The organism is Comamonas sp. C24C (assembly GCF_053345995.1).
Genome location: NZ_JBKFBC010000008.1, coordinates 8,025 through 26,100, shown reverse-complemented (window position 1 = coordinate 26,100; position 18,076 = coordinate 8,025). Strand labels below are relative to the sequence as shown.

General features: G+C 64.4%; 17 protein-coding genes. 8 read left to right on the top strand and 9 right to left on the bottom strand.

The genetic code is table 11. The features are described from left to right. Positions 1 to 30 precede the first annotated feature (30 nt). The 5 genes from ACLBXN_RS15420 to ACLBXN_RS15400 form a co-directional block, all read right to left on the bottom strand. Positions 31 to 1,029 carry an L-threonylcarbamoyladenylate synthase gene (locus tag ACLBXN_RS15420; RefSeq protein WP_343676577.1) on the bottom strand — a complete coding sequence of 333 codons (999 nt, stop codon included), beginning with the start codon at positions 1,027 to 1,029 and terminating at the stop codon, positions 31 to 33. A 179-nt stretch (positions 1,030 to 1,208) separates the two neighbouring features. Then, positions 1,209 to 2,381 carry a 5-(carboxyamino)imidazole ribonucleotide synthase gene (locus tag ACLBXN_RS15415; protein ID WP_211458345.1) on the bottom strand — a complete coding sequence of 391 codons (1,173 nt, stop codon included), beginning with the start codon at positions 2,379 to 2,381 and terminating at the stop codon, positions 1,209 to 1,211. Next, positions 2,378 to 2,872 carry a 5-(carboxyamino)imidazole ribonucleotide mutase gene (gene purE, locus ACLBXN_RS15410; protein WP_003072555.1) on the bottom strand — a complete coding sequence of 165 codons (495 nt, stop codon included), beginning with the start codon at positions 2,870 to 2,872 and terminating at the stop codon, positions 2,378 to 2,380. The genes ACLBXN_RS15415 and purE overlap by 4 nt, the downstream gene beginning before the upstream one ends. Before the next feature lie 100 nt (positions 2,873 to 2,972). After that, positions 2,973 to 4,385, bottom strand: a complete 1,413-nt coding sequence (locus ACLBXN_RS15405) for a hypothetical protein (RefSeq protein WP_447612722.1) — start codon at positions 4,383 to 4,385, stop codon at positions 2,973 to 2,975. After that, positions 4,382 to 5,359: an ABC transporter ATP-binding protein gene (locus ACLBXN_RS15400; protein WP_447612721.1), complete on the bottom strand. Its 978-nt coding sequence runs from the start codon at positions 5,357 to 5,359 to the stop codon at positions 4,382 to 4,384. Before ACLBXN_RS15400 ends, ACLBXN_RS15405 begins: the two co-directional genes overlap by 4 nt. Before the next feature lie 319 nt (positions 5,360 to 5,678). Between ACLBXN_RS15400 and trxA the strand changes: the two genes are divergently transcribed. The 3 genes from trxA (at position 5,679) to ACLBXN_RS15385 (ending at position 8,338) form a co-directional block, all read left to right on the top strand. Beyond that, positions 5,679 to 6,629: a thioredoxin gene (gene trxA / locus ACLBXN_RS15395; RefSeq protein WP_447612720.1), complete on the top strand. Its 951-nt coding sequence runs from the start codon at positions 5,679 to 5,681 to the stop codon at positions 6,627 to 6,629. 174 nt (positions 6,630 to 6,803) lie between these two features. After that, complete coding sequence (locus tag ACLBXN_RS15390) at positions 6,804 to 7,784, top strand: nuclease-related domain-containing protein (protein ID WP_447612719.1); 981 nt, start codon at positions 6,804 to 6,806, stop codon at positions 7,782 to 7,784. Positions 7,785 to 7,849: 65 nt separating this feature from the next. Next, positions 7,850 to 8,338 carry an META domain-containing protein gene (locus ACLBXN_RS15385; protein ID WP_447612718.1) on the top strand — a complete coding sequence of 163 codons (489 nt, stop codon included), beginning with the start codon at positions 7,850 to 7,852 and terminating at the stop codon, positions 8,336 to 8,338. A gap of 3 nt (positions 8,339 to 8,341) precedes the next feature. On the opposite strand, the gene ACLBXN_RS15380 is transcribed toward ACLBXN_RS15385, so the two are convergent. From ACLBXN_RS15380 to ACLBXN_RS15370, 3 genes are all read right to left on the bottom strand, one after another. After that, positions 8,342 to 8,695 carry a ribbon-helix-helix domain-containing protein gene (locus tag ACLBXN_RS15380; protein ID WP_043006625.1) on the bottom strand — a complete coding sequence of 118 codons (354 nt, stop codon included), beginning with the start codon at positions 8,693 to 8,695 and terminating at the stop codon, positions 8,342 to 8,344. 118 nt (positions 8,696 to 8,813) lie between these two features. Further along, entirely contained in the window at positions 8,814 to 9,395 is a 582-nt protein-coding gene (locus ACLBXN_RS15375; protein WP_003060496.1) for a DJ-1/PfpI family protein, read from the bottom strand. A gap of 58 nt (positions 9,396 to 9,453) precedes the next feature. Then, positions 9,454 to 10,674: a mechanosensitive ion channel family protein gene (locus tag ACLBXN_RS15370; RefSeq protein WP_447612717.1), complete on the bottom strand. Its 1,221-nt coding sequence runs from the start codon at positions 10,672 to 10,674 to the stop codon at positions 9,454 to 9,456. A gap of 368 nt (positions 10,675 to 11,042) precedes the next feature. On the opposite strand from ACLBXN_RS15370, the gene leuS reads away from it, so the two are divergent. The 3 genes from leuS to holA all read left to right on the top strand — a co-directional run bounded on the left by leuS (position 11,043) and on the right by holA (position 15,603). Next, the gene (gene leuS, locus ACLBXN_RS15365) at positions 11,043 to 13,751 is read left to right on the top strand and encodes a leucine--tRNA ligase (RefSeq protein WP_447612716.1); all 2,709 of its coding nucleotides are present in this window, start codon (positions 11,043 to 11,045) and stop codon (positions 13,749 to 13,751) included. A gap of 163 nt (positions 13,752 to 13,914) precedes the next feature. Then, positions 13,915 to 14,427, top strand: coding sequence for an LPS-assembly lipoprotein LptE (locus ACLBXN_RS15360; protein ID WP_003060502.1), 513 nt, complete (start codon positions 13,915 to 13,917; stop codon positions 14,425 to 14,427). Positions 14,428 to 14,556: 129 nt separating this feature from the next. After that, complete coding sequence (gene holA / locus ACLBXN_RS15355; protein ID WP_447612715.1) at positions 14,557 to 15,603, top strand: DNA polymerase III subunit delta; 1,047 nt, start codon at positions 14,557 to 14,559, stop codon at positions 15,601 to 15,603. An 8-nt stretch (positions 15,604 to 15,611) separates the two neighbouring features. Here the strand turns inward: holA and ACLBXN_RS15350 are convergent, their stop codons facing one another. Further along, complete coding sequence (locus ACLBXN_RS15350; RefSeq protein ID WP_447612714.1) at positions 15,612 to 15,920, bottom strand: hypothetical protein; 309 nt, start codon at positions 15,918 to 15,920, stop codon at positions 15,612 to 15,614. Positions 15,921 to 16,027: 107 nt separating this feature from the next. On the opposite strand from ACLBXN_RS15350, the gene ACLBXN_RS15345 reads away from it, so the two are divergent. Both ACLBXN_RS15345 and trkA read left to right on the top strand, forming a co-directional pair. After that, positions 16,028 to 17,308 carry a glutamate-5-semialdehyde dehydrogenase gene (locus tag ACLBXN_RS15345; RefSeq protein ID WP_003060508.1) on the top strand — a complete coding sequence of 427 codons (1,281 nt, stop codon included), beginning with the start codon at positions 16,028 to 16,030 and terminating at the stop codon, positions 17,306 to 17,308. Between the two features lie 81 nt (positions 17,309 to 17,389). Beyond that, the coding region (gene trkA / locus ACLBXN_RS15340; RefSeq protein WP_447612713.1) for a Trk system potassium transporter TrkA at positions 17,390 to 18,076 on the top strand (687 nt) is incomplete at its 3' end.

Sequence of the window (18,076 nt, the reverse complement as noted above, 5' to 3'; positions counted from 1 at the left end):
TCTTTACTTGAAAATCAGCTAAGCGGCCGCTCAGCCCGCCGCCGCCGCACGCTGCAGGCGGTCGCGCACGCCTTCCCAGTCGGCGGTGTCGGGCGGGGTCTCGATCCAGATCAGCTTGGCGCCCCAGTCGTCGAAATTGCGCAGCATGCCGAACAGCTCACGGGCCACGTCGCGCGGCTCGTCGGACATGCGGCGCAGCAGCAACTGGGCGGTGGTGACATTGAGGGGGCTGCGGTGATAGATGGCAATATTTCTGCCATCCTTGCCCAGGATGTCCAGTGCCGATTGCAGCTGCCCGGCATCCATGAGCCGCACCTTGGCGTTGGGCGCGTAGTGCGCCAAAAGCGTTCCCGATGCACGTGGGGTATCCGCAGTCAGCTCTTCTTTCGAGAGCGGTCGCAGGCCGCAGGCACGCTCGATATCGTCACGCGTGATGGCGCCGGGGCGCAGCAGCACGGGCACGCCCCGCGTGCAGTCGACGATGGTCGATTCAATGCCCACTTCGCAGGCGCCGCCATCGAGCACCAGCAGTTCTTCGCCAAACTCGGTGGCCACATGCTCGGCCGTGGTGGGGCTGACGCGGCCGAACTTGTTGGCGCTGGGGGCCGAGACGCCCCAGACCGGCGGATCGAGCTGCTGGCAGGCCTGCAGCACCGCATGGGCCACGGGGTGGGAGGGGCAGCGCAGGCCCACGCTGTCCTGGCCCCCGGTCGATGCCTTGGCGGCATGCGGCAGGCGCGGCAGGATCAGGGTCAGCGGGCCGGGCCAGAACGCATCGATCAGTTGCTGGGCAAAGACCGGTACTTCCTTGGCATATCGGGTGATGGCGGCGGCATCGGCCACATGCACGATCAGCGGATGGTTGGCCGGGCGTCCCTTGGCGGCAAAGATCTGCGCCACGGCGGCGTCGTTGTCGCTGTCTGCGGCCAGACCGTACACCGTCTCGGTGGGCAGGCCCAGCAGCCGGCCTTGCTGCAGGGCGAGCGCAGCGGCTTGCACCGAGGCTTCCAGCGTTCCATCCAAGATCATTTCAATTCCTCTTTCATGCACTGCGCCGCCGTATGTGCGGTGCTTTTGCGCTTGCAGAGCATCAGCGAAGGACGCCGAGCAAGGGCCGCCCCTTACGCTTGGGGCGTCGTCCCCCTCCCGCGTAGCGAGAGAGGGGGGAGCGGCGGGGCCGCCTAGGCAAAGCCGCTCAGGGGGTGTTATCAGAACGCTTCAATGCCCAGGATCTCGGCCGCCTTCAAAGCGGTTTCACGCGCTTTTTCGGGGCTGGCCGCGGTGATGTTCAAGTGGCCCATCTTGCGGGCTGGCTTGGCATCGACCTTGCCGTACAGATGCAGGTGGGCGCCTGGCAGGGCCAGGATCTGATCCCAGGCCGGAGCCTTGGCGGTTTCGCCGTCCTTGAACCACAGGTCGCCCAGCAGGTTGAGCATGACGGTGGCGCTGTGCTGGCGCGGCTGCACCAGGGGCAGATTGGTCATGCAGCGCACTTGCAGCTCGAACTGCGACACATCCATCGCGTTCTGGCTGTAGTGGCCGCTGTTGTGCGGGCGCGGGGCGATCTCGTTGACCACCAACTGGCCGTTGTCCAGCACAAAGAATTCCACGCAGAGCACGCCCACGTAGTCGAGGCCGATAGCTACGGATTTCGCAGCGGCTACCGCTTGCTCTGCCTGTGCCGCGGGTACGTTGCCTTCGTAGACCTCGGTCACGGCCAGAATGCCGTCGCGGTGCAGATTGCGCTGCACGGGCAGGTTGACGATGTCGCCATTGCGGCCGCGGGCCACGATGACCGAGCATTCGTGCGCCAGCGGCAGCATTTTTTCGAGCACGCAGGCCACCTGCTTGAGTTCGTCCCAGGCCTTGATCAGCTCGTCGCGGGTCTTGACGCGGATCTGACCCTTGCCGTCATAGCCCATGCGCGCGGTCTTGAGGATGCCGGGCAGCAGCGCGTCGTTGACGGCTGCCAGCTGCTCGGCCGTCTCGATCACGGCATAGGGGGCGCAGGGCACGCCGCACTTCACGAAGTGGGCTTTTTCGGCGGCGCGGTCCTGGGCGATCGCCACGGCCGAGCCGGCGGGCGATACAGGCAGGCTCTCGGCCAGCTTGTTCAGCGAGCCGGCGGGCACGTTTTCGAATTCGGTGGTCACGGCCGCGCAGAGTCCGGCCAGCTCGGCCAGGCCCTTGGCGTCTTCGTAGCCGGTGCGCACATGCTGGTGGCTGACCAGACCGGCGGGGCTGGTCTCGTCCTTGTCCAGCACGGCGGTGAAATAGCCCATGGCCTGTGCGGCATGGGCAAACATGCGGCCCAGCTGGCCGCCGCCCAGCACGCCGAGGGTCGCACCCGGCAGTATCACTTGCGTGTCGCGGGCGCTCATGCGTTCACCGGCAGGGTCATGTTGCGGGCCGCTTCGGTCTGCTCGGCGCGGAAGGCCTCGAGCTTCTTGCGCAGCTCGGCGTCTTCATTGGCCAGCAGGGCCACGGCAAACAGGGCCGCATTGGCTGCACCGGCATTGCCGATGGCAAAGGTGGCTACGGGCACGCCCTTGGGCATCTGCACGATGGAGTGCAGCGAGTCCACGCCTTGCAGGTGACGGCTGGCCACGGGCACGCCGAGCACGGGCACGGTGGTCTTGGCGGCAATCATGCCGGGCAGGTGGGCAGCACCGCCGGCGCCGGCGATGATGGCCTTGAGGCCACGGTCGGCTGCGGCTTCGGCAAAGCGGAACATGTCGTCCGGCATGCGGTGGGCCGATACGACCTGGGCTTCAAAAGCGATACCGAATTGCTGGAGGATGGCAACTGCGTGTTGCATGGTGTCCCAGTCGCTGCTGGAACCCATGACCACGCCAACTTGGATGGGGTTCATGTTCTTCAGGGCGCTGCCGCCCGGCCTAGTGGAACCCCTGATTTTACGTTTTCGCTGCATTGCCGGGCAGCTGTGGGGCAAAGCCACCCGGTCAAAGCATCTATGACCCCCGGATGCGGGCGGCCGCGTTGTCGCGTGCAAAGCCCAGCACGCGGTCCCTGAAGACATGGATGACCCAGGCCAGCGCGACGAGGGTCTGCAGGCTCAGAGAGGCCCAGGGCAGATAGCTCAGCCAGGAGCCGGCCTGCGTTGCCGCATCCGAAGGAGCCATCCACATGGCCACGACCGGCTGGACCAGCATGGCGCCCCTATGGCCGCCTGCGCCATAGGCCAGCAGCGGCGCGGCAATGTTGAGGATCAGCCAGGCGACGACAAACGAGGCCAGCGGGGACTTGAGCTTGCCCGCCAGCAGGGCGAAGCCGGTCAGCAGCAGGCAGTCGCGCAGCAGATGCAGGCACAGATAGAGAGTGAAGCTGTTGAGTTCGCCGCTGATGGCGGCCTCCAGGCTTTGGGGGGCGAACAGCAGCAGCAAGGCCATGGCAAAGCCCAGCAGCAGGCTGACCGGCCACAGCGGCAGCGCCTCGAGCGCCTCACGCCAGCGCTGGCGGCTGACCGACCATTGCACCTGGCGCCAGGCGCGCAGATGCTGGTCCATGTGCTGCAGGGCGACATAGGCGGTGCCGATCAGCGCGATCCAGGCGGTGCTGCTGAAAAATGCAGCAATGCCCAGGTTGAGCGTGCCGGCTGCGAAAAATCCCGTCAGTGCCAGGCCCAGCGGCCAGGCCCAGGGCAGGGTGTGTACATCGAGCCGGGTGCAGAGCTGGCGCCACAGGGCCAGCAGGCCCAGGCCCAGTATCAGTGCACCGGCCAGATAGGCCAGGCCCAGGCCGCCCACGTCCAGGCCCCACCAGAACACCGGCGCGGCGTCGCTGTCCACCATGCCTTTGTAGACATGGTCGATAAAGGGGCCGGGGGCGAAGAACAGCAGCAGCAGGGGCAGCAGGGCCGCGCGCCGGCGATTGATGGGCCTGTCCCTCAGTCCCCAGCTCATGAGCACGGAGTTCATGGCCCAGGTCTGCAGACCGAGGCCCCAGAGCACGGCCAGGCCAATCGTGTGCTGCAGCTTCAGGGGCTCCAGCGCCCAGAAGTGGGTCACGCCCACCACGGCCAGCGCAAACCACAGCACATACAGCCAGGCCGGCAAGGTGGCGCCCAGCAGCTTGCCCCAGGCCATCTGCCAGGGCGTGAGCACGGACAGACGTTGCCAGTCCCAGGTGTTCTGGCTGGCTTCCTCGGCCAGGCTGCGCCCGGCCAGCACGCTGCCGTAGATGATGGCGGCCAGATACAGGCCGGCGATGGCGGTCATGCTCAGCGTGCCGGGCAGACCCTTGGCAGAGGACAGGGCAAAGGGCAGGGCCAGGATGAGCAGGCTCAGGCCCAGGCTCCAGGCCAGCAGCGAGGGGCGCCAGTTCAGCCAGAGCTGGCGCTGGAATTCGGGATTGCGTTGGCTCATGCTTGCTCCTGACTTTCGGTATCGCGGGACTGGGCTGTGCGCGCATAGCGGTCCTGCAGCCGCTCGCGCACCGGGTACAGCGCGGCGACCGGAATGCCGGCCTGCACCAGCTGCGCCAGCCATTGGGCGCGTGCGCCGGCAGCAGCAGGCAGCCATAGCTGAATCGGGCGGCGGCCCGTGGTGTCGAAGTCCTGCACCGAGGTGCTCAGCAAGGCCTGACGCAGGCGCGTCTCCAGCCCTTCGCCTGGCTCCATGGCCACTTCCAGCGCATAGAGCTGGGGCTGCTGGCCGGCGACGGCGTGCTGGCCCTCGCCATGGGCGTTCTGCAGCGCCTCGTGGCTTTCGATGCGGCCGTCGCGGATGCTCAGGATGTGGGTGCAGTACTCGTCCAGCTCGCTGAGGATGTGGCTGGAGACGATCAGCGTCATGCCCTGGGCCTGCAGCTGGCGAAACAGCGTCGAGAGGCTGCTGCGCGCATCGGGGTCGAGGCCGCTGGCTGGCTCGTCGAGCAGCAGCACGCTGGGTTGGTGGACGATGGCCTGGCCGATCGCCACGCGCTGGCGCTGGCCGCGCGAGAGTTCGGTCGGGTGGCGGTGCAGCAGCTGCGTCAGGCCCAGTTGCTGGGCCACCTGCTGCGCGCGGGCCTCCACGTCGTTGGGCGCCACACCCATGGACAGGGCCGAGTACTGCAAGCAGCGCATCACGCTGAGCCGGTCGTACAGGCCGTAGAAATCCGAGAGATAGCCCAGGTGGCGATGTACCTCGCGCGGCTGCTCCTCGACCGACAGGCCCTTGACGCGCACCTGGCCCGACAGCGGCTGCTCCAGTCCGGCAATGCAGCGCATCAGCGTGGACTTGCCAGCGCCGTTGGGCCCGACGAGTGCCGTCACGCTGCCCGCAGCGATGGACAGGCTCACGCCGTCGAGGGCGCGGTGGCCCGGATATTCAAACACCAGTTGTGAAACTTCAATCAAGTCTGCGCTCCTCGGTTCGCAAGCAATATAGCCCAGGGGCGAGCGCGGCTGCGGGGCGGTTACTCTTGAAACCGTAGCTGCTTGCTCGTGCAGTCCTTTGGTTTTCGGCATAAAACACCTTGAATCGACCTTGAAACATGCGCAAGCTGCTCCCATCTGAGTAGCAAAGACCCGGTTCGACCTGGTCTATGGCTTGCGCTCGCGCATTTGCGTGGAGAATCGCAGCATCGCGCGGCGGGCACTCTGCTGGAGTGGCCGGCTCGCAGACTTTTCAGCGCCGCTGCCCGGGTGGCAGCGCACAAGCAGCATTGGGAATCACATGATTGACGTCACCCTCGAGAATTTTGAAGCCGAAGTCGTAGCCGCCTCCATGGCCGTGCCCGTGCTGGTGGATTTCTGGGCGCCTTGGTGCGGCCCCTGCAAGACGCTGGGGCCGGTGCTGGAAAAGCTGGAAGTCGCCTATGAGGGCCGCTTCAAGCTGGTCAAGATCGACTCCGATCAGGAGCAGCAGCTGGCCAGCATGTTCGGCATTCGCTCCATCCCGACCTGCGTACTGATGATCGGCGGCAAGCCCATGGACGGCTTCATGGGCGCCCAGCCCGAAGGCAAGCTGCGCGAGTTTCTGGACAAGCATCTGCCCTCCGAGGGCGAGCTGGCGGCCGAGGCCGATGCCGACGAAGCCCAGGCCCTGCTGGAGTCCGGCGACACCCAGGCGGCACTGCAGAAGCTGGCCGATGCGCTGGCGGCCGACCCGGCCAATGACGATGCGCGCTTTGACTATGTGCGCCTGCTGATCGCCACCGGCAGCTTCGAGGAAGCTGCGGCACTGCTGGCCGAGCCCGTCAAGCGCATTCCCCAGCCGCTGCGCTTCGAAGCGCTGAACCAGTGGCTCAAGGCGCTGGAATTCGCCGTGCAGGGCGACAATGCCGACGTGGCCAAGTACGACGGCGCCATCGCGGCCAACAAGCGCGACTTCGACGCCCGCTTTGGCCGCGCCCGTGCACTGCTGGCCCACAGCCAGTGGACGGATGCCATGGACGAAATGCTCGAAATCATCATGCGCGATAAGACCTGGAACGATCAGGCGGCGCGCAAGCTCATCGTCGGCGTGCTGGAGCTGCTGACCCCGCCCAAGCCCAAGAAGCAGGATGCCGTGCCCGGCAAGACCAGCGGCGGCATCGAGCTGCTGGGCAAGAACAGTGCCGAGCAGGACGAGGCCACGGCGCTGGTCAACAGCTATCGCCGCAGGCTGAGCATGGCGTTGAACTAAAGGCTTCCCCTGAGGCGCCTTGCCTGGACGGCCCCGCGCCGGGTGCCCCTCTGTCTACGCGCTGCGCGCGATGGGTGGGGGGCGATGCCTTCGGCTGGGCGCCCCCGCCGCGAGGCGGCTCTTGCTGGGCATCTCTGACCTTGGTACGCGCCAGTTTTTGACATGCTGGGATCAATGAATCAGATTCTTTCCACGGCCTTTAATGGCCTGTTTTTGTATCTGGGACTGGCGCTGGCATTCGCGGTGCTGGCGGGACTGCTGCGCTCGCCACGCTTCAAAGGGTGGCGCGGCGAGCGGGCCGTGCAGGCGGCGATTCGTCGACAGCTCAATCCGCTGATCTATGTGGACATGCACAACGTCACCCTGCCCACGGCGGATGGCGGCAGCACGCAGATCGACCATCTGATCTTTTCGCCCTACGGCCTCTTCGTGCTGGAAACCAAGAACTACCAGGGCTGGATTTTCGGCACCGAAAAGCAGCGCGAATGGACGCAGCAGATTTTCAGAAAGCGCAGCCGCTTCCAGAACCCGCTGCGCCAGAACTACAAGCACGTCAAGACCTTGCAGTCGCTGCTGGACATTGCGCCCGAGCATCTGCACTCGGTGATCGCCTTTGTGGGCGACTGCGAGTTCAAGACCGAGATGCCGACCCATGTCACGCGCGGCCTCGGCTTTGTCGGCCATATCCAGAGCTTTACCCAGCCCGTGTGGAGCCCCGAGCAAATGCAGGCATTGCTGGACAAGCTCGAAGCACTGCGGCTGCAGCCCGGTCGTGCCACCGACAGGCGGCATGTGGCGCATGTCCGCCAGCTGCAGGCGGCCAGCAAGGCACGCAAACCCAGGCTGGAGCCGGTGGCGGAAGCCGCGGCACAGCTGGTCAAGCCGCCCGCGCCCGAGATTGTGGATATTCTGCTGGAGCCTGTCATTTCGGTACCGCGTGTCCAGTCAGCGGTTGCGGCCTCGTCTGCGGTGGCTGACACTGCGGCAGAGGCTGCAGAACCGGTGAAGCCCGGACGGATCGATGATGTGCCGGTCTGCCCGCAATGCGAATGGCCGCTGCGCAAGTTGCTGATGCAGCGCGGGCCGCTGGCGGGGCAGGCCATCTGGCGCTGTACCAATGCGGCGGCCTGCAGCTTTGTGCGCGGGCAGGTCTGATACTCCTGAAATATGAGCTGCCAGCGCTTTGTCTGTGTGTGTCGATGGCCAGAGAGGTGTTTGTGATGACTGCTTTCTCGAACCTGCGCGCCTTGCTTGGCCCGGCACTGGGGGTGCTCTTGCTGTTGGGCGTCCTGGCTGGCGCCGCTGCAGATGCCGGGAGCGCGGCGTCCGAGGGCGAAGCCATGGCCGCCGTGCCGGCACCGCTGCTCAATACCTATTGGAAGCTGGTGCAGCTGGGTGACGGCCCGCATGTCAGCGCCTATGACAATCAGCCCGAGCCGCACTTGGTGCTGGAGATCGGCAGCGGCCGTTTTCATGGCGCGGGCGGCTGCAATCGCCTGCGCGGCAACTACAGCTTGGACGGGCGCTGGCTGCGCTTTTCGGCCGTGGGTGGCACCCGCATGGCCTGTGTGCAGGGCATGCGCCGGGAGCAGCTGCTGCTGGCCACTCTGGCTCAGGTCAGCAGCTATGCCGTGCAGGGGCAGAAACTGGTGCTCAGCGATGCCGAGGGGCGTGTGCTGCTGAGGTTCGAGGCCGTGTATCTGCGCTGAGCCTCAGTGTGTCAGTTGCGGGCTGGCGGACTGGGGTGACGAGGCATTGCCCAGCGAGCGAATAGGTATGCCCATGTCCTGCGGAATTTCACCCGACAGCTGCAGCGCCAGATAGCGGGTGCAGCACACGCGCAGAAAAGAGCTGAAGTTGTCCACCGCTTTGCGCTCGGCCAGCAGTTCGTCGTAGAGCTTGGTGCAGAGCTGGGGAACGGTATAGCCGTCCCGCGCGGCGATCTCTTCGAGCACCTGCCAGAACAGGTTTTCCAGCCGGATGCTGGTGGCGACTCCATGCAGCCGGATGGAGCGGGCCCGGTGGGCCCAGAGCTGGGGATCGGCGCTGATAAAGACCTGGCACATGGCGCGACTCTCCAAAACAAAACCGGGCCATGGTGTGGCCCGGTGACTGCGGCGTCAAGAGGAGAACTCTTGAATTGATAGCTTTCAGCGCTTGATGGGAAAGCGCTGAAGGCCTATTTCAGTGTGAAATCTTCGTGCCCAGCAGCGCAAGAAACTGTGCGATCCAGGCCGGGTGGGCGGGCCAGGCCGGGGCACTGACCAGATTGCCTTCGGTATGGGCCTGGTCGACGGGAATGTCGGCATAGCTGCCTCCGGCCAGTTCCACCTCGGCGCGGCAGGCGGGATAGGCCGAGCAGGTGCGGCCCTTGAGCACGCCGGCCCCGGCGAGCAACTGCGCGCCGTGGCAGACGGCGGCCACGGGTTTGTTGGTGTCGAAGAAGTGACGTACGGCGGCGCGCACGCTTTCATAGCCGCGCAGATACTCGGGGCCGCGGCCGCCGGGGATGACCAGGGCGTCGTACTGCTCGGGTTTCACATCGGCAAATGTGGCGTTGAGCGTGAAGTTGTGGCCGGGCTTTTCGCTATAGGTCTGTGCGCCTTCGAAGTCGTGGATGGCGGTCTTGATCTGGTCGCCGGCCTTTTTGTCGGGGCAGACCGCGTGCACCGTATGGCCCACGGCCAGCAGGGCCTGAAACGGGACCATGGTTTCATAGTCCTCGCAGTAATCGCCGCAAATCATCAAAATCTTCTTGCCTGCCATGGGCTGTCTCCTGTTGAAGTGTCAAACCATTGTGGACAGGCAAGTGGCGCCGCGGGTATTAACGGGCTACTACATCGGGACGGGCGGGCGGATAGTGGGTGCCGTAGTCTGACGAACGCTGGTACAGCGTCAGCCCGAACTGCGGCAGCACGCCGATCAGATGGTCGAAGATTTCGCCCTGTATGCCTTCGTACTCCACCCAGACGGTGGTGTTGGTATAACAGAACAGCTGCAGCGGCAGCCCCGTGGGCGATGTCTCCATGGTGCGCACCATGAGGAACATGCCCGGGCCTTTGCCAATGCGCGGATGGCCCATCAGATAGGCGTAGGCATAGGCCTTGAAGGCGGCCAGATTCGTCACCTGGTGTGCGGCGATGGCCTGGGTTGGCATGGCGGCCTCGGCCGCGCCCGGCATGGCCTGCAGGCCGTCGCGCTCGCTCCAGTAGGGTTGCAGCAGCGCGATATGGCCCATGCCTGCGCGTTCCTCGGGCGAGAGCAGATGCACGGTGTTGGCGTCCAGGTTCAGCGAGCGCATGATGCGGCGTCCGCCCGAGTCGAACATGCCGCGCCAGTTTTTGAAGCTGTCCGTCATCAGCCGCCAGGTGGGAATGGTGGTGATGGTCTTGTCCCAGTTCTGCACCTTGACGGTATTGAGTGCGATATCGGTCACAAAGCCGTCGGCGCCGACCTGGGGCATCTCTATCCAGTCGCCCACGCGCAGCATGTCGTTGCTGCCGAGCTGAACGCCGGCGACAAAGGAGAGGATGGTGTCCTTGAAGACCAGCATCAGAACGGCCGACATGGCGCCCAGGCCCGAGAGCAGCAGCAGCGGCGAGCGGTCCATCAGCGTGGCCACGATGAGCACCACGGCAAAGCTGCAGACCAGCAGCTTGCCCAACTGCACATAGCTCTTGATGGAATGGGTCTGGACGGCGGCCTTGCGTGCCTCGTCGCGTTCATGGGCCTCGTTCGTGGCATTGAGCAGATCGCACAGCACGCGCGCCAGGTGGTAGAGCGTGATGGCCACCGCCACATTGGTGATCAGCGTGGTCCAGCGCGGCTCCAGATGCGGCACGCCCTGGACGCCGAACTGCACGATCAGCGAGGGCACGACCTTGGCCAGGCGGCGCAGCACCTTGTCGTGCATGAGGATCTGGGCCCAACCGGTCCTGAGGGTGTCGCGCATACGGCGAAAGACCTTGAGCCCCAGCCACTGGGTCAGCCAGCCGGCCACAAGAGCGGTCAGGGCCAGGACACAGAGCGAGGCCAGCATTTGCATGGCGGGATTCCAGTCAGAAACAAAAGACCAGCGGGAAAGCAAGAGCAGCTCCTCAGAAGAATGGACCGGGGCAGGAGCGCAAGTCTGGCAACTTCGGGCAGAAGGCAGGCGATGGCATCGGGCACGTAAGCAGGCCGGTCAGACCGGCAGGCGTGCAAAAAGTTCAGCAATGTGTGAACAACCACTAGCTTACGCAAAGCCGTATTTCCCAGCGTGGTGTGCAGGAAGGCCGCAGGGATGGCGCAGCGGGTTCTGCGGTCATGCAGGGCTAAAACGGCGCAAGCGGTCGGGCAGCCTAAAATCCCTGCTGATTTCAGATTTCTACCTTGCCGGGTCCCAAGTGGGGCTGGCGGCCACTGCACTGCACCATGCAAGAAAAATTCAACCACATCGAGGTCGAGCGCGCCGCGCAAGATCACTGGCAAGCCAAGGACGCCTACCGCGTCACCGAAGACGGCAGCAAGCCCAAGTACTACGCCTGCTCCATGCTGCCCTACCCCAGCGGCAAGCTGCACATGGGCCATGTGCGCAACTACACCATCAACGACATGCTCACGCGCCAGCTGCGCATGAAGGGCTACAACGTCCTCATGCCCATGGGCTGGGACGCCTTCGGCCTGCCTGCCGAGAACGCTGCGCTGAAGAACAAGGTGCCGCCTGCCAAGTGGACGTACGAGAACATCGCGTACATGAAGAAGCAGATGCAGGCCATGGGCCTGGCCATCGACTGGAGCCGCGAGGTCGCCACCTGCGACCCCGAGTACTACAAGTGGAACCAGTGGCTGTTCCTCAAGATGCTGGAAAAAGGCATTGCCTACCGCAAGACCCAGGTGGTGAACTGGGACCCGGTGGATCAGACCGTGCTGGCCAACGAGCAGGTCATCGATGGCCGCGGCTGGCGTACCGGCGCGCTGGTGGAAAAGCGCGAGATTCCCGGCTACTACCTGGGCATCACAAACTACGCTCAGGAACTGCTGGACCATGTGCAGGTCGGCAACGAGAAGGCCACATTGAATGGCTGGCCCGACAAGGTGCGCCTGATGCAGGAAAACTGGATCGGCAAGTCCGCAGGCGTGCGCTTTGCGTTCACCCATGACATCAAGGGGGCTGACGGCCAGCTGATCCAGGACGGCAAGATGTACGTCTTCACCACGCGTGCCGACACCATCATGGGCGTGACCTTCTGCGCCGTGGCGCCTGAGCACCCGCTGGCGCTGCACGCTGCTGCCGACAAGCCCGAACTGGCTGCCTTCATCGAAGAATGCAAAAAGGGTGGCACGACAGAGGCCGAACTGGCCGTCAAGGAAAAGGAAGGCAAGCCCACGGGCCTGTTCGTCACCCACCCCATCACCGGTGCGCAGGTCGAGGTCTGGATCGGCAACTATGTGCTGATGAGCTATGGCGACGGCGCCGTGATGGGTGTTCCCGCCCACGACGAGCGCGACTTCGCCTTTGCCAACAAATACGGCCTGCCCATCAAGCAGGTGGTGGCCGTGGAAGGCCAGGCTGCCTATGACGACAAGCAGTGGAACGACTGGTATGGCGACAAGGAGCGCGGCGTACTGATCAACTCCGGCGATCTCGACGGCCTGAACCACAAGGATGCGGTGCAGGCCGTGGCCAAGATCGTGGGCGACAAGGGCCTGGGCGAGCTCAAGACCACCTGGCGTCTGCGCGACTGGGGTATCAGCCGTCAGCGCTACTGGGGCACCCCCATCCCCATCATTCATTGCGCCGATTGCGGCCCTCAGCCCGTGCCCGAGAAGGACCTGCCCGTGGTCCTGCCCCAGGACCTGGTGCCCGATGGCTCCGGCAATCCGCTGGTCAAGTCAGAGGCCTTCCACGCCGGTGTGGTCTGCCCCTGCTGCGGCAAGCCTGCTCGCCGTGAAACCGACACCATGGACACCTTCGTGGATTCGTCCTGGTATTTCATGCGCTATTGCGACGCCAAGAACGGCGAGCAGATGGTGGCCGACGGCGCCGATTACTGGATGCCCATGGACCAGTACATCGGCGGCGTGGAACACGCCATCCTGCACTTGCTGTATGCGCGCTTCTGGACCAAGGTCATGCGCGACCTGGGTCTGGTCAAGATCGACGAGCCCTTCACCAAGCTGCTGACCCAGGGCATGGTGCTCAATCACATCTACAGCCGTCGCACGGCCAAGGGCGCCAAGGAATACTTCTGGCCCAAGGATGTGGAGCATGTGTTCGACGAGTCCGGCAAGATCATCGGCGCCAAGCTGAAGGTCGAAGTGGATAGCGCAGACGGCCTGCTGCCCGTGGGAACCGCCATCGACTACGAGGGTGTGGGCACCATGTCCAAGTCCAAGAACAACGGCGTGGACCCGCAGGATCTGATCGAGAAGTACGGCGCCGACACTGCACGTCTGTACACCATGTTCACCTCGCCCCCCGAGCTGACACTGGAGTGGAACGACGCCGCCGTGGAAGGCAGCTATCGCTTCCTGCGCCGCGTCTACAACTTCGGCAGCAAGCTGACGGCCATGGACATGGCCTCCGCCGTACAGGGCGTGGCCGGTGCCAAGTCGCTGGACGATGTGGAATTCGGCAAGGCGGCCAAGGCCCTGCGTCTGGAAATCCACAACGTGCTCAAGCAGGTCGAGTACGACTACTCGCGCATGCAGTACAACACCGTGGTGTCCGGCGCGATGAAGATGATCAATGCGCTGGAAGACTTCAAGGCCCTGGATGACACCGGTGCCAAGGTGGCGCTGATCGAAGGCTTCGGCATTCTGCTGCGCGTGCTTTACCCCGCTACTCCCCATCTGGCCCATGTGCTGTGGAGCGAGCTGGGCTATGCCAACCACCTGGGCGATCTGCTGGACGCTCCCTGGCCGCAGGTTGATCCCAAGGCCCTGGTGCAGGACGAGATCTCGCTGGTGCTGCAGGTCAACGGCAAGCTGCGCGGCGCGATCCTGGTGTCTGCTACTGCCGACAAGGCTGCCATCGAGGCGGCTGCACTGGCCAATGAGGAGTACCAGAAGTTTGCCGAAGGCCGTGCACCCAAGAAAATCATCGTGGTGCCGGGCCGTCTGGTGAATATTGTCGTGTGAGCGGAGTCGCCCCCTGAGGTGCTGTGCGCCCAGGCGGCCCCGCCTTCCCCTCTCTCGCTTCGCGGGAGGGGGACAATACCTTCGCTGCGGGGCGGCTCTTGCTCGGTATTTCCGGAGCAAGAGGCGATGCTCGCAGCAGGGCTTGAAGATTAAAGGACAGTTGATGCAAAAACGTACGCTGCTGGCCGCGATGGCCCTGACGCCTTTGCTGGGAGCCTGCGGCTTTCGCCTGCGCGGTGCGCCGAATTTTGTGTTTCGCTCCATTTACGTGCAGGCGGGGCGCGGTGCGCCCGTGGGCGTGCTGCTGCGTCGCAGTCTGGAGTCGGCCAGCGACAAGTTGACTGTAATCAAGGACCCGGCTTCGCCCGATACCGCCGAAGTGATCTGCCAGATCATCAGCGAGCAGGCCCAGCGCGTGATCATCGGCTCCAACGTGGCCGGTCAGGTCCGTGAAATCGAGTTGCGCCTGATCGTGCGCTTCTCGTTGCGTACGCCCGGTGGCGATGAGCTGATCGAGCCTGTCGAGATTCGCCAGATCCGCAACGTGACCTATAACGAAACCAATGCCTTGTCCAAGGCTTCGGAAGAGGAAATGCTGAACAAGGACATGCGCAACGACATCGTGCAGCAGATCATTCGCCGTCTGGCTGCAGTCAAGAGCCTGCAAGTGTCGTGAACCCTCTTTGAGTTGTTGAGCGGCGCCACCCCGGGCCGGCGAGTCGCCAGTGCTGGTTCGGTAAATTTGATAGCTGCTGACGCTTGAAAACAGGGCGTTTCAGATGCTTTTTATAGAAAATTCTTCTCCATGCAGCTTGCGCTGAACCAGCTTCACTCCCATCTGGCCAAGGGCTTGCGCTCGCTCTATGTGCTGCATGGCGACGAGCCCTTGCAGCAGCAGGAAGCGGCGGACGCGATTCGTGCAGCGGCGCGGGCTCAGGGCTATACCGAGCGCAGCAGCTATACCGTCATGGGCGCGCACTTTGACTGGAGCGGCGTGCTGGCGGCCGGCGGCAGCCTGAGCCTGTTTGCGGACAAGCAGATTCTGGAAATTCGCATTCCCAGCGGCAAACCCGGCAAGGATGGCAGTGCTGCGCTGCAGCAGCTGGCCAGCAGCGCCCAGGGCAACGACAGCACGCTGACCCTGATCAGTCTGCCGCGCCTGGACAAGGCCACCAAGACCGGGGCCTGGTTTGGGGCGCTGGACGGCAACGGTGTCTCGATCCAGGTCGACCCGGTGGAGCGCGCTGCGCTGCCGCACTGGATTGCCCAGCGTCTGGCGCTGCAGAATCAGCGCGTGGCGGCTGGCGAAGAAGGCCAGCGCACGCTGCAGTTCTTTGCCGACCGCGTGGAAGGCAATCTGCTGGCCGCGCACCAGGAGATTCAGAAACTGGCCCTGCTCCACCCCGAGGGCGAGCTGAGCCTGGCGCAGGTGGAGCAGGCGGTGCTCAATGTGGCCCGCTATGACGTGTTCAAACTGTCCGAGGCCGTGCTCTCGGGCCAGGTGGCGCGCAGCATGCGCATGCTGGACGGCCTGCAGGCCGAAGGCGAGGCCGAGGTGCTGGTGCATTGGGCGCTGGCCGAGGACATTCGTAACATCAAGCGCGTGAAAGATGCCATGGCGGGCGGCAAGCCTCTGCCCATGGCGTTGCGCGAAAATCGCATCTGGGGCCCCAAGGAGAGGCTGATGGAGCGGCTGCTGCCACGTGTCAGCGATGCACGTGCGGCCGAGTTGCTGCAGGCAGGCCATGCCGTGGACGGCATTGTCAAAGGCCTGCCCAGCGAGGGCTGGCCGCGCGACAGCTGGCAGGCCCTGCGGCAGCTGGCCATGCAGCTGGCCCAGGCCGGACGCTGATCTGCGGCTCAGCCGGGATGGGCGGCGAGCTGGGCCTGGGCCTTGTCGGCCCACATGCGCAGATTGTCCAGCAGGTCCTTCTGGCTGAAGGAGCAGCTTTCCTCGGTGAACAGCGCGCTGGATTCGAGCCGGTCCAGCAGGTTGAGCAGCACCTCGCCATAGCGTGGCGGCAGTGCCTGCAGCAATGTGGTCGCGGCGCGTGCCTGCTGGCCGATGGCGCTGGCGCTGATCTGTGAGTGGGCGAGCTGCTCGAATCCGCTGCGCAGCTGCTGGAGCTGGCGGGCGCTCTCCTGCAGCGCTGTGGTGTTGTGGCTCATAAGTCTCCTTGCGATTCAGAGGCCGAGTGTAGGTGTCAGCAAGGCCATAAACCCCCTCATGGTCGGGCTTGTCTGCGCAACTTGCTTATCTCGGCGAAAATCACGCCATGAACGCGCTCAATACCGTCGAATACATGCACAACCTCGGTGTACAGGCAAAAGCCGCCTCTGCACTGATGGCACGTGCGTCTGCAGCTACTAAAAACAAAGCACTCAAGGCGCTGGCCCGTCTGCTGCGCGAGAACGTCGAGCCGCTGCAGATCGACAATGCCCGCGATTTGGAGCGTGCCGTGGCCAATGGTCTGTCGGCCCCCATGGTCGACAGGCTGCGTCTGACCCCCAAGGTGCTGGAGACCTGCGCCGAGGGTTGCGAGCAACTCGCCTCCATGCCCGATGTGATCGGCGAGATCAGCGGCCTCAAGCAGATGCCCAGCGGTATCCGCGTGGGCCAGATGCGTGTACCCCTGGGCGTGTTCGGCATGATTTATGAAAGCCGCCCGAATGTGACCATCGAAGCGGCCAGCCTCTCGATCAAGAGCGGCAATGCCTGCATTTTGCGCGGTGGCTCGGAGGCGATTGACTCCAACAAGGCGCTGGCCAAGCTGGTTGCCCAGGCGCTGGCCGAGGCCGGCCTGCCTGAAGACGGCGTCAAGCTGGTGGAGACCACCGACCGCGACGCCGTGGGCCAACTCATCGCCATGCCCGACTATGTGGACGTCATCATCCCCCGTGGCGGCAAGGGCCTGATCGAGCGCATCAGCCGCGAGGCCAAGGTGCCCGTCATCAAGCATCTGGACGGCAATTGCCACACCTATGTGGATGACCCTTGCGACATCGCCATGGCCGTGAAGGTGGCCGACAACGCCAAGACCAACAAGTACAGCCCCTGCAACGCCAGCGAAAGCCTGCTGGTGGCACGCGCCGTGGCTGCAGACTTCCTGCCCAGGATCGGTGCCGTCTATGCCGCCAAGGGCGTGGAGATGCGCTGCGATGCCGAGGCGCTGGCCATTTTGCAGACCGTCAAGGATGCCAAGCTGGCCCAGGCGGTGGAGCAGGACTGGTACGAGGAATACCTGGCGCCCATCATCAGCGTGAAGCTGGTGGACGGTGTGGACGAGGCCATTGCCCACATCAACAAGTACTCCAGCCACCATACGGAGTCGATTCTGACGACCAATCACCTGCACGCACAGAAATTCCTGCGCGAGGTCGATTCGGCCAGCGTCATGGTCAATACCAGCACCCGCTTTGCCGATGGCTTCGAGTTCGGGCTGGGTGCCGAGATCGGCATCAGCACCGACAAGTTCCATGCGCGCGGGCCGGTAGGCATCGAAGGCCTGACTTCGCTCAAATACGTGGTCCTGGGCGACGGCGAAGTCCGTTCCTGAGATCCACCCGCCGAAGAGGGCTGTTTGCGGCCCTCATCGGTCTGAATTGATGCCGCAGCTTGGATCCCTTTCCATAACACCATGAAAATCATTATTCTGGGTGCCGGGCGCGTAGGCCAGAGTGTGGCCGAAAGTCTGGTGTCCGAGCAAAACGGAATCACCGTCATCGACACGGATGCGCGAGCATTGCGTGAGCTGGAGTCACGCTTCGACCTGCGCGGCGTGGTCGGCAACGGCATCGATCCCCAGGTCCTGGCCGAGGCCGGCGCCAAGGATACCGACCTGCTGATCGCCTGCGCCTCCATGGACGAGACCAACCTGGTCTGCTGCAAGATTGCCCAGGCCGTGTTCGACATTCCGACCCGCATTGCGCGGGTGCGCTCGTCCAGCTTTGCGGTGGATGACCCGGTGCTGGGCAAGGAGGGTTTTGCGGTCGATCGCATCATCTGTCCCGAGGAATCGGTCACCCATTACATCCGCAAGCTCATCGAATACCCGGAAGCCATGCAGGTTCGCGCCTTTGCGGGCGGTCGGGCCGCATTGGCCTCGGTGCGCGCGCGCGCCGGCGCGCCTGCCGTGGGCCTGCAGATTGCCCAGGTGCGAGAGCGCATGCCGGAACTGGCCATGCGCATCGTGGCGATCTACCGCCGCTTCATGGACGAGCCCGACCGGTTCGTGCGCTGCGACGGCGCCACGCGCATAGAGCCCGGCGACGAAGTCTTCATGCTGGCTGCGACCGAGCATGTATCCGAGGCTCTCAAGGCTATC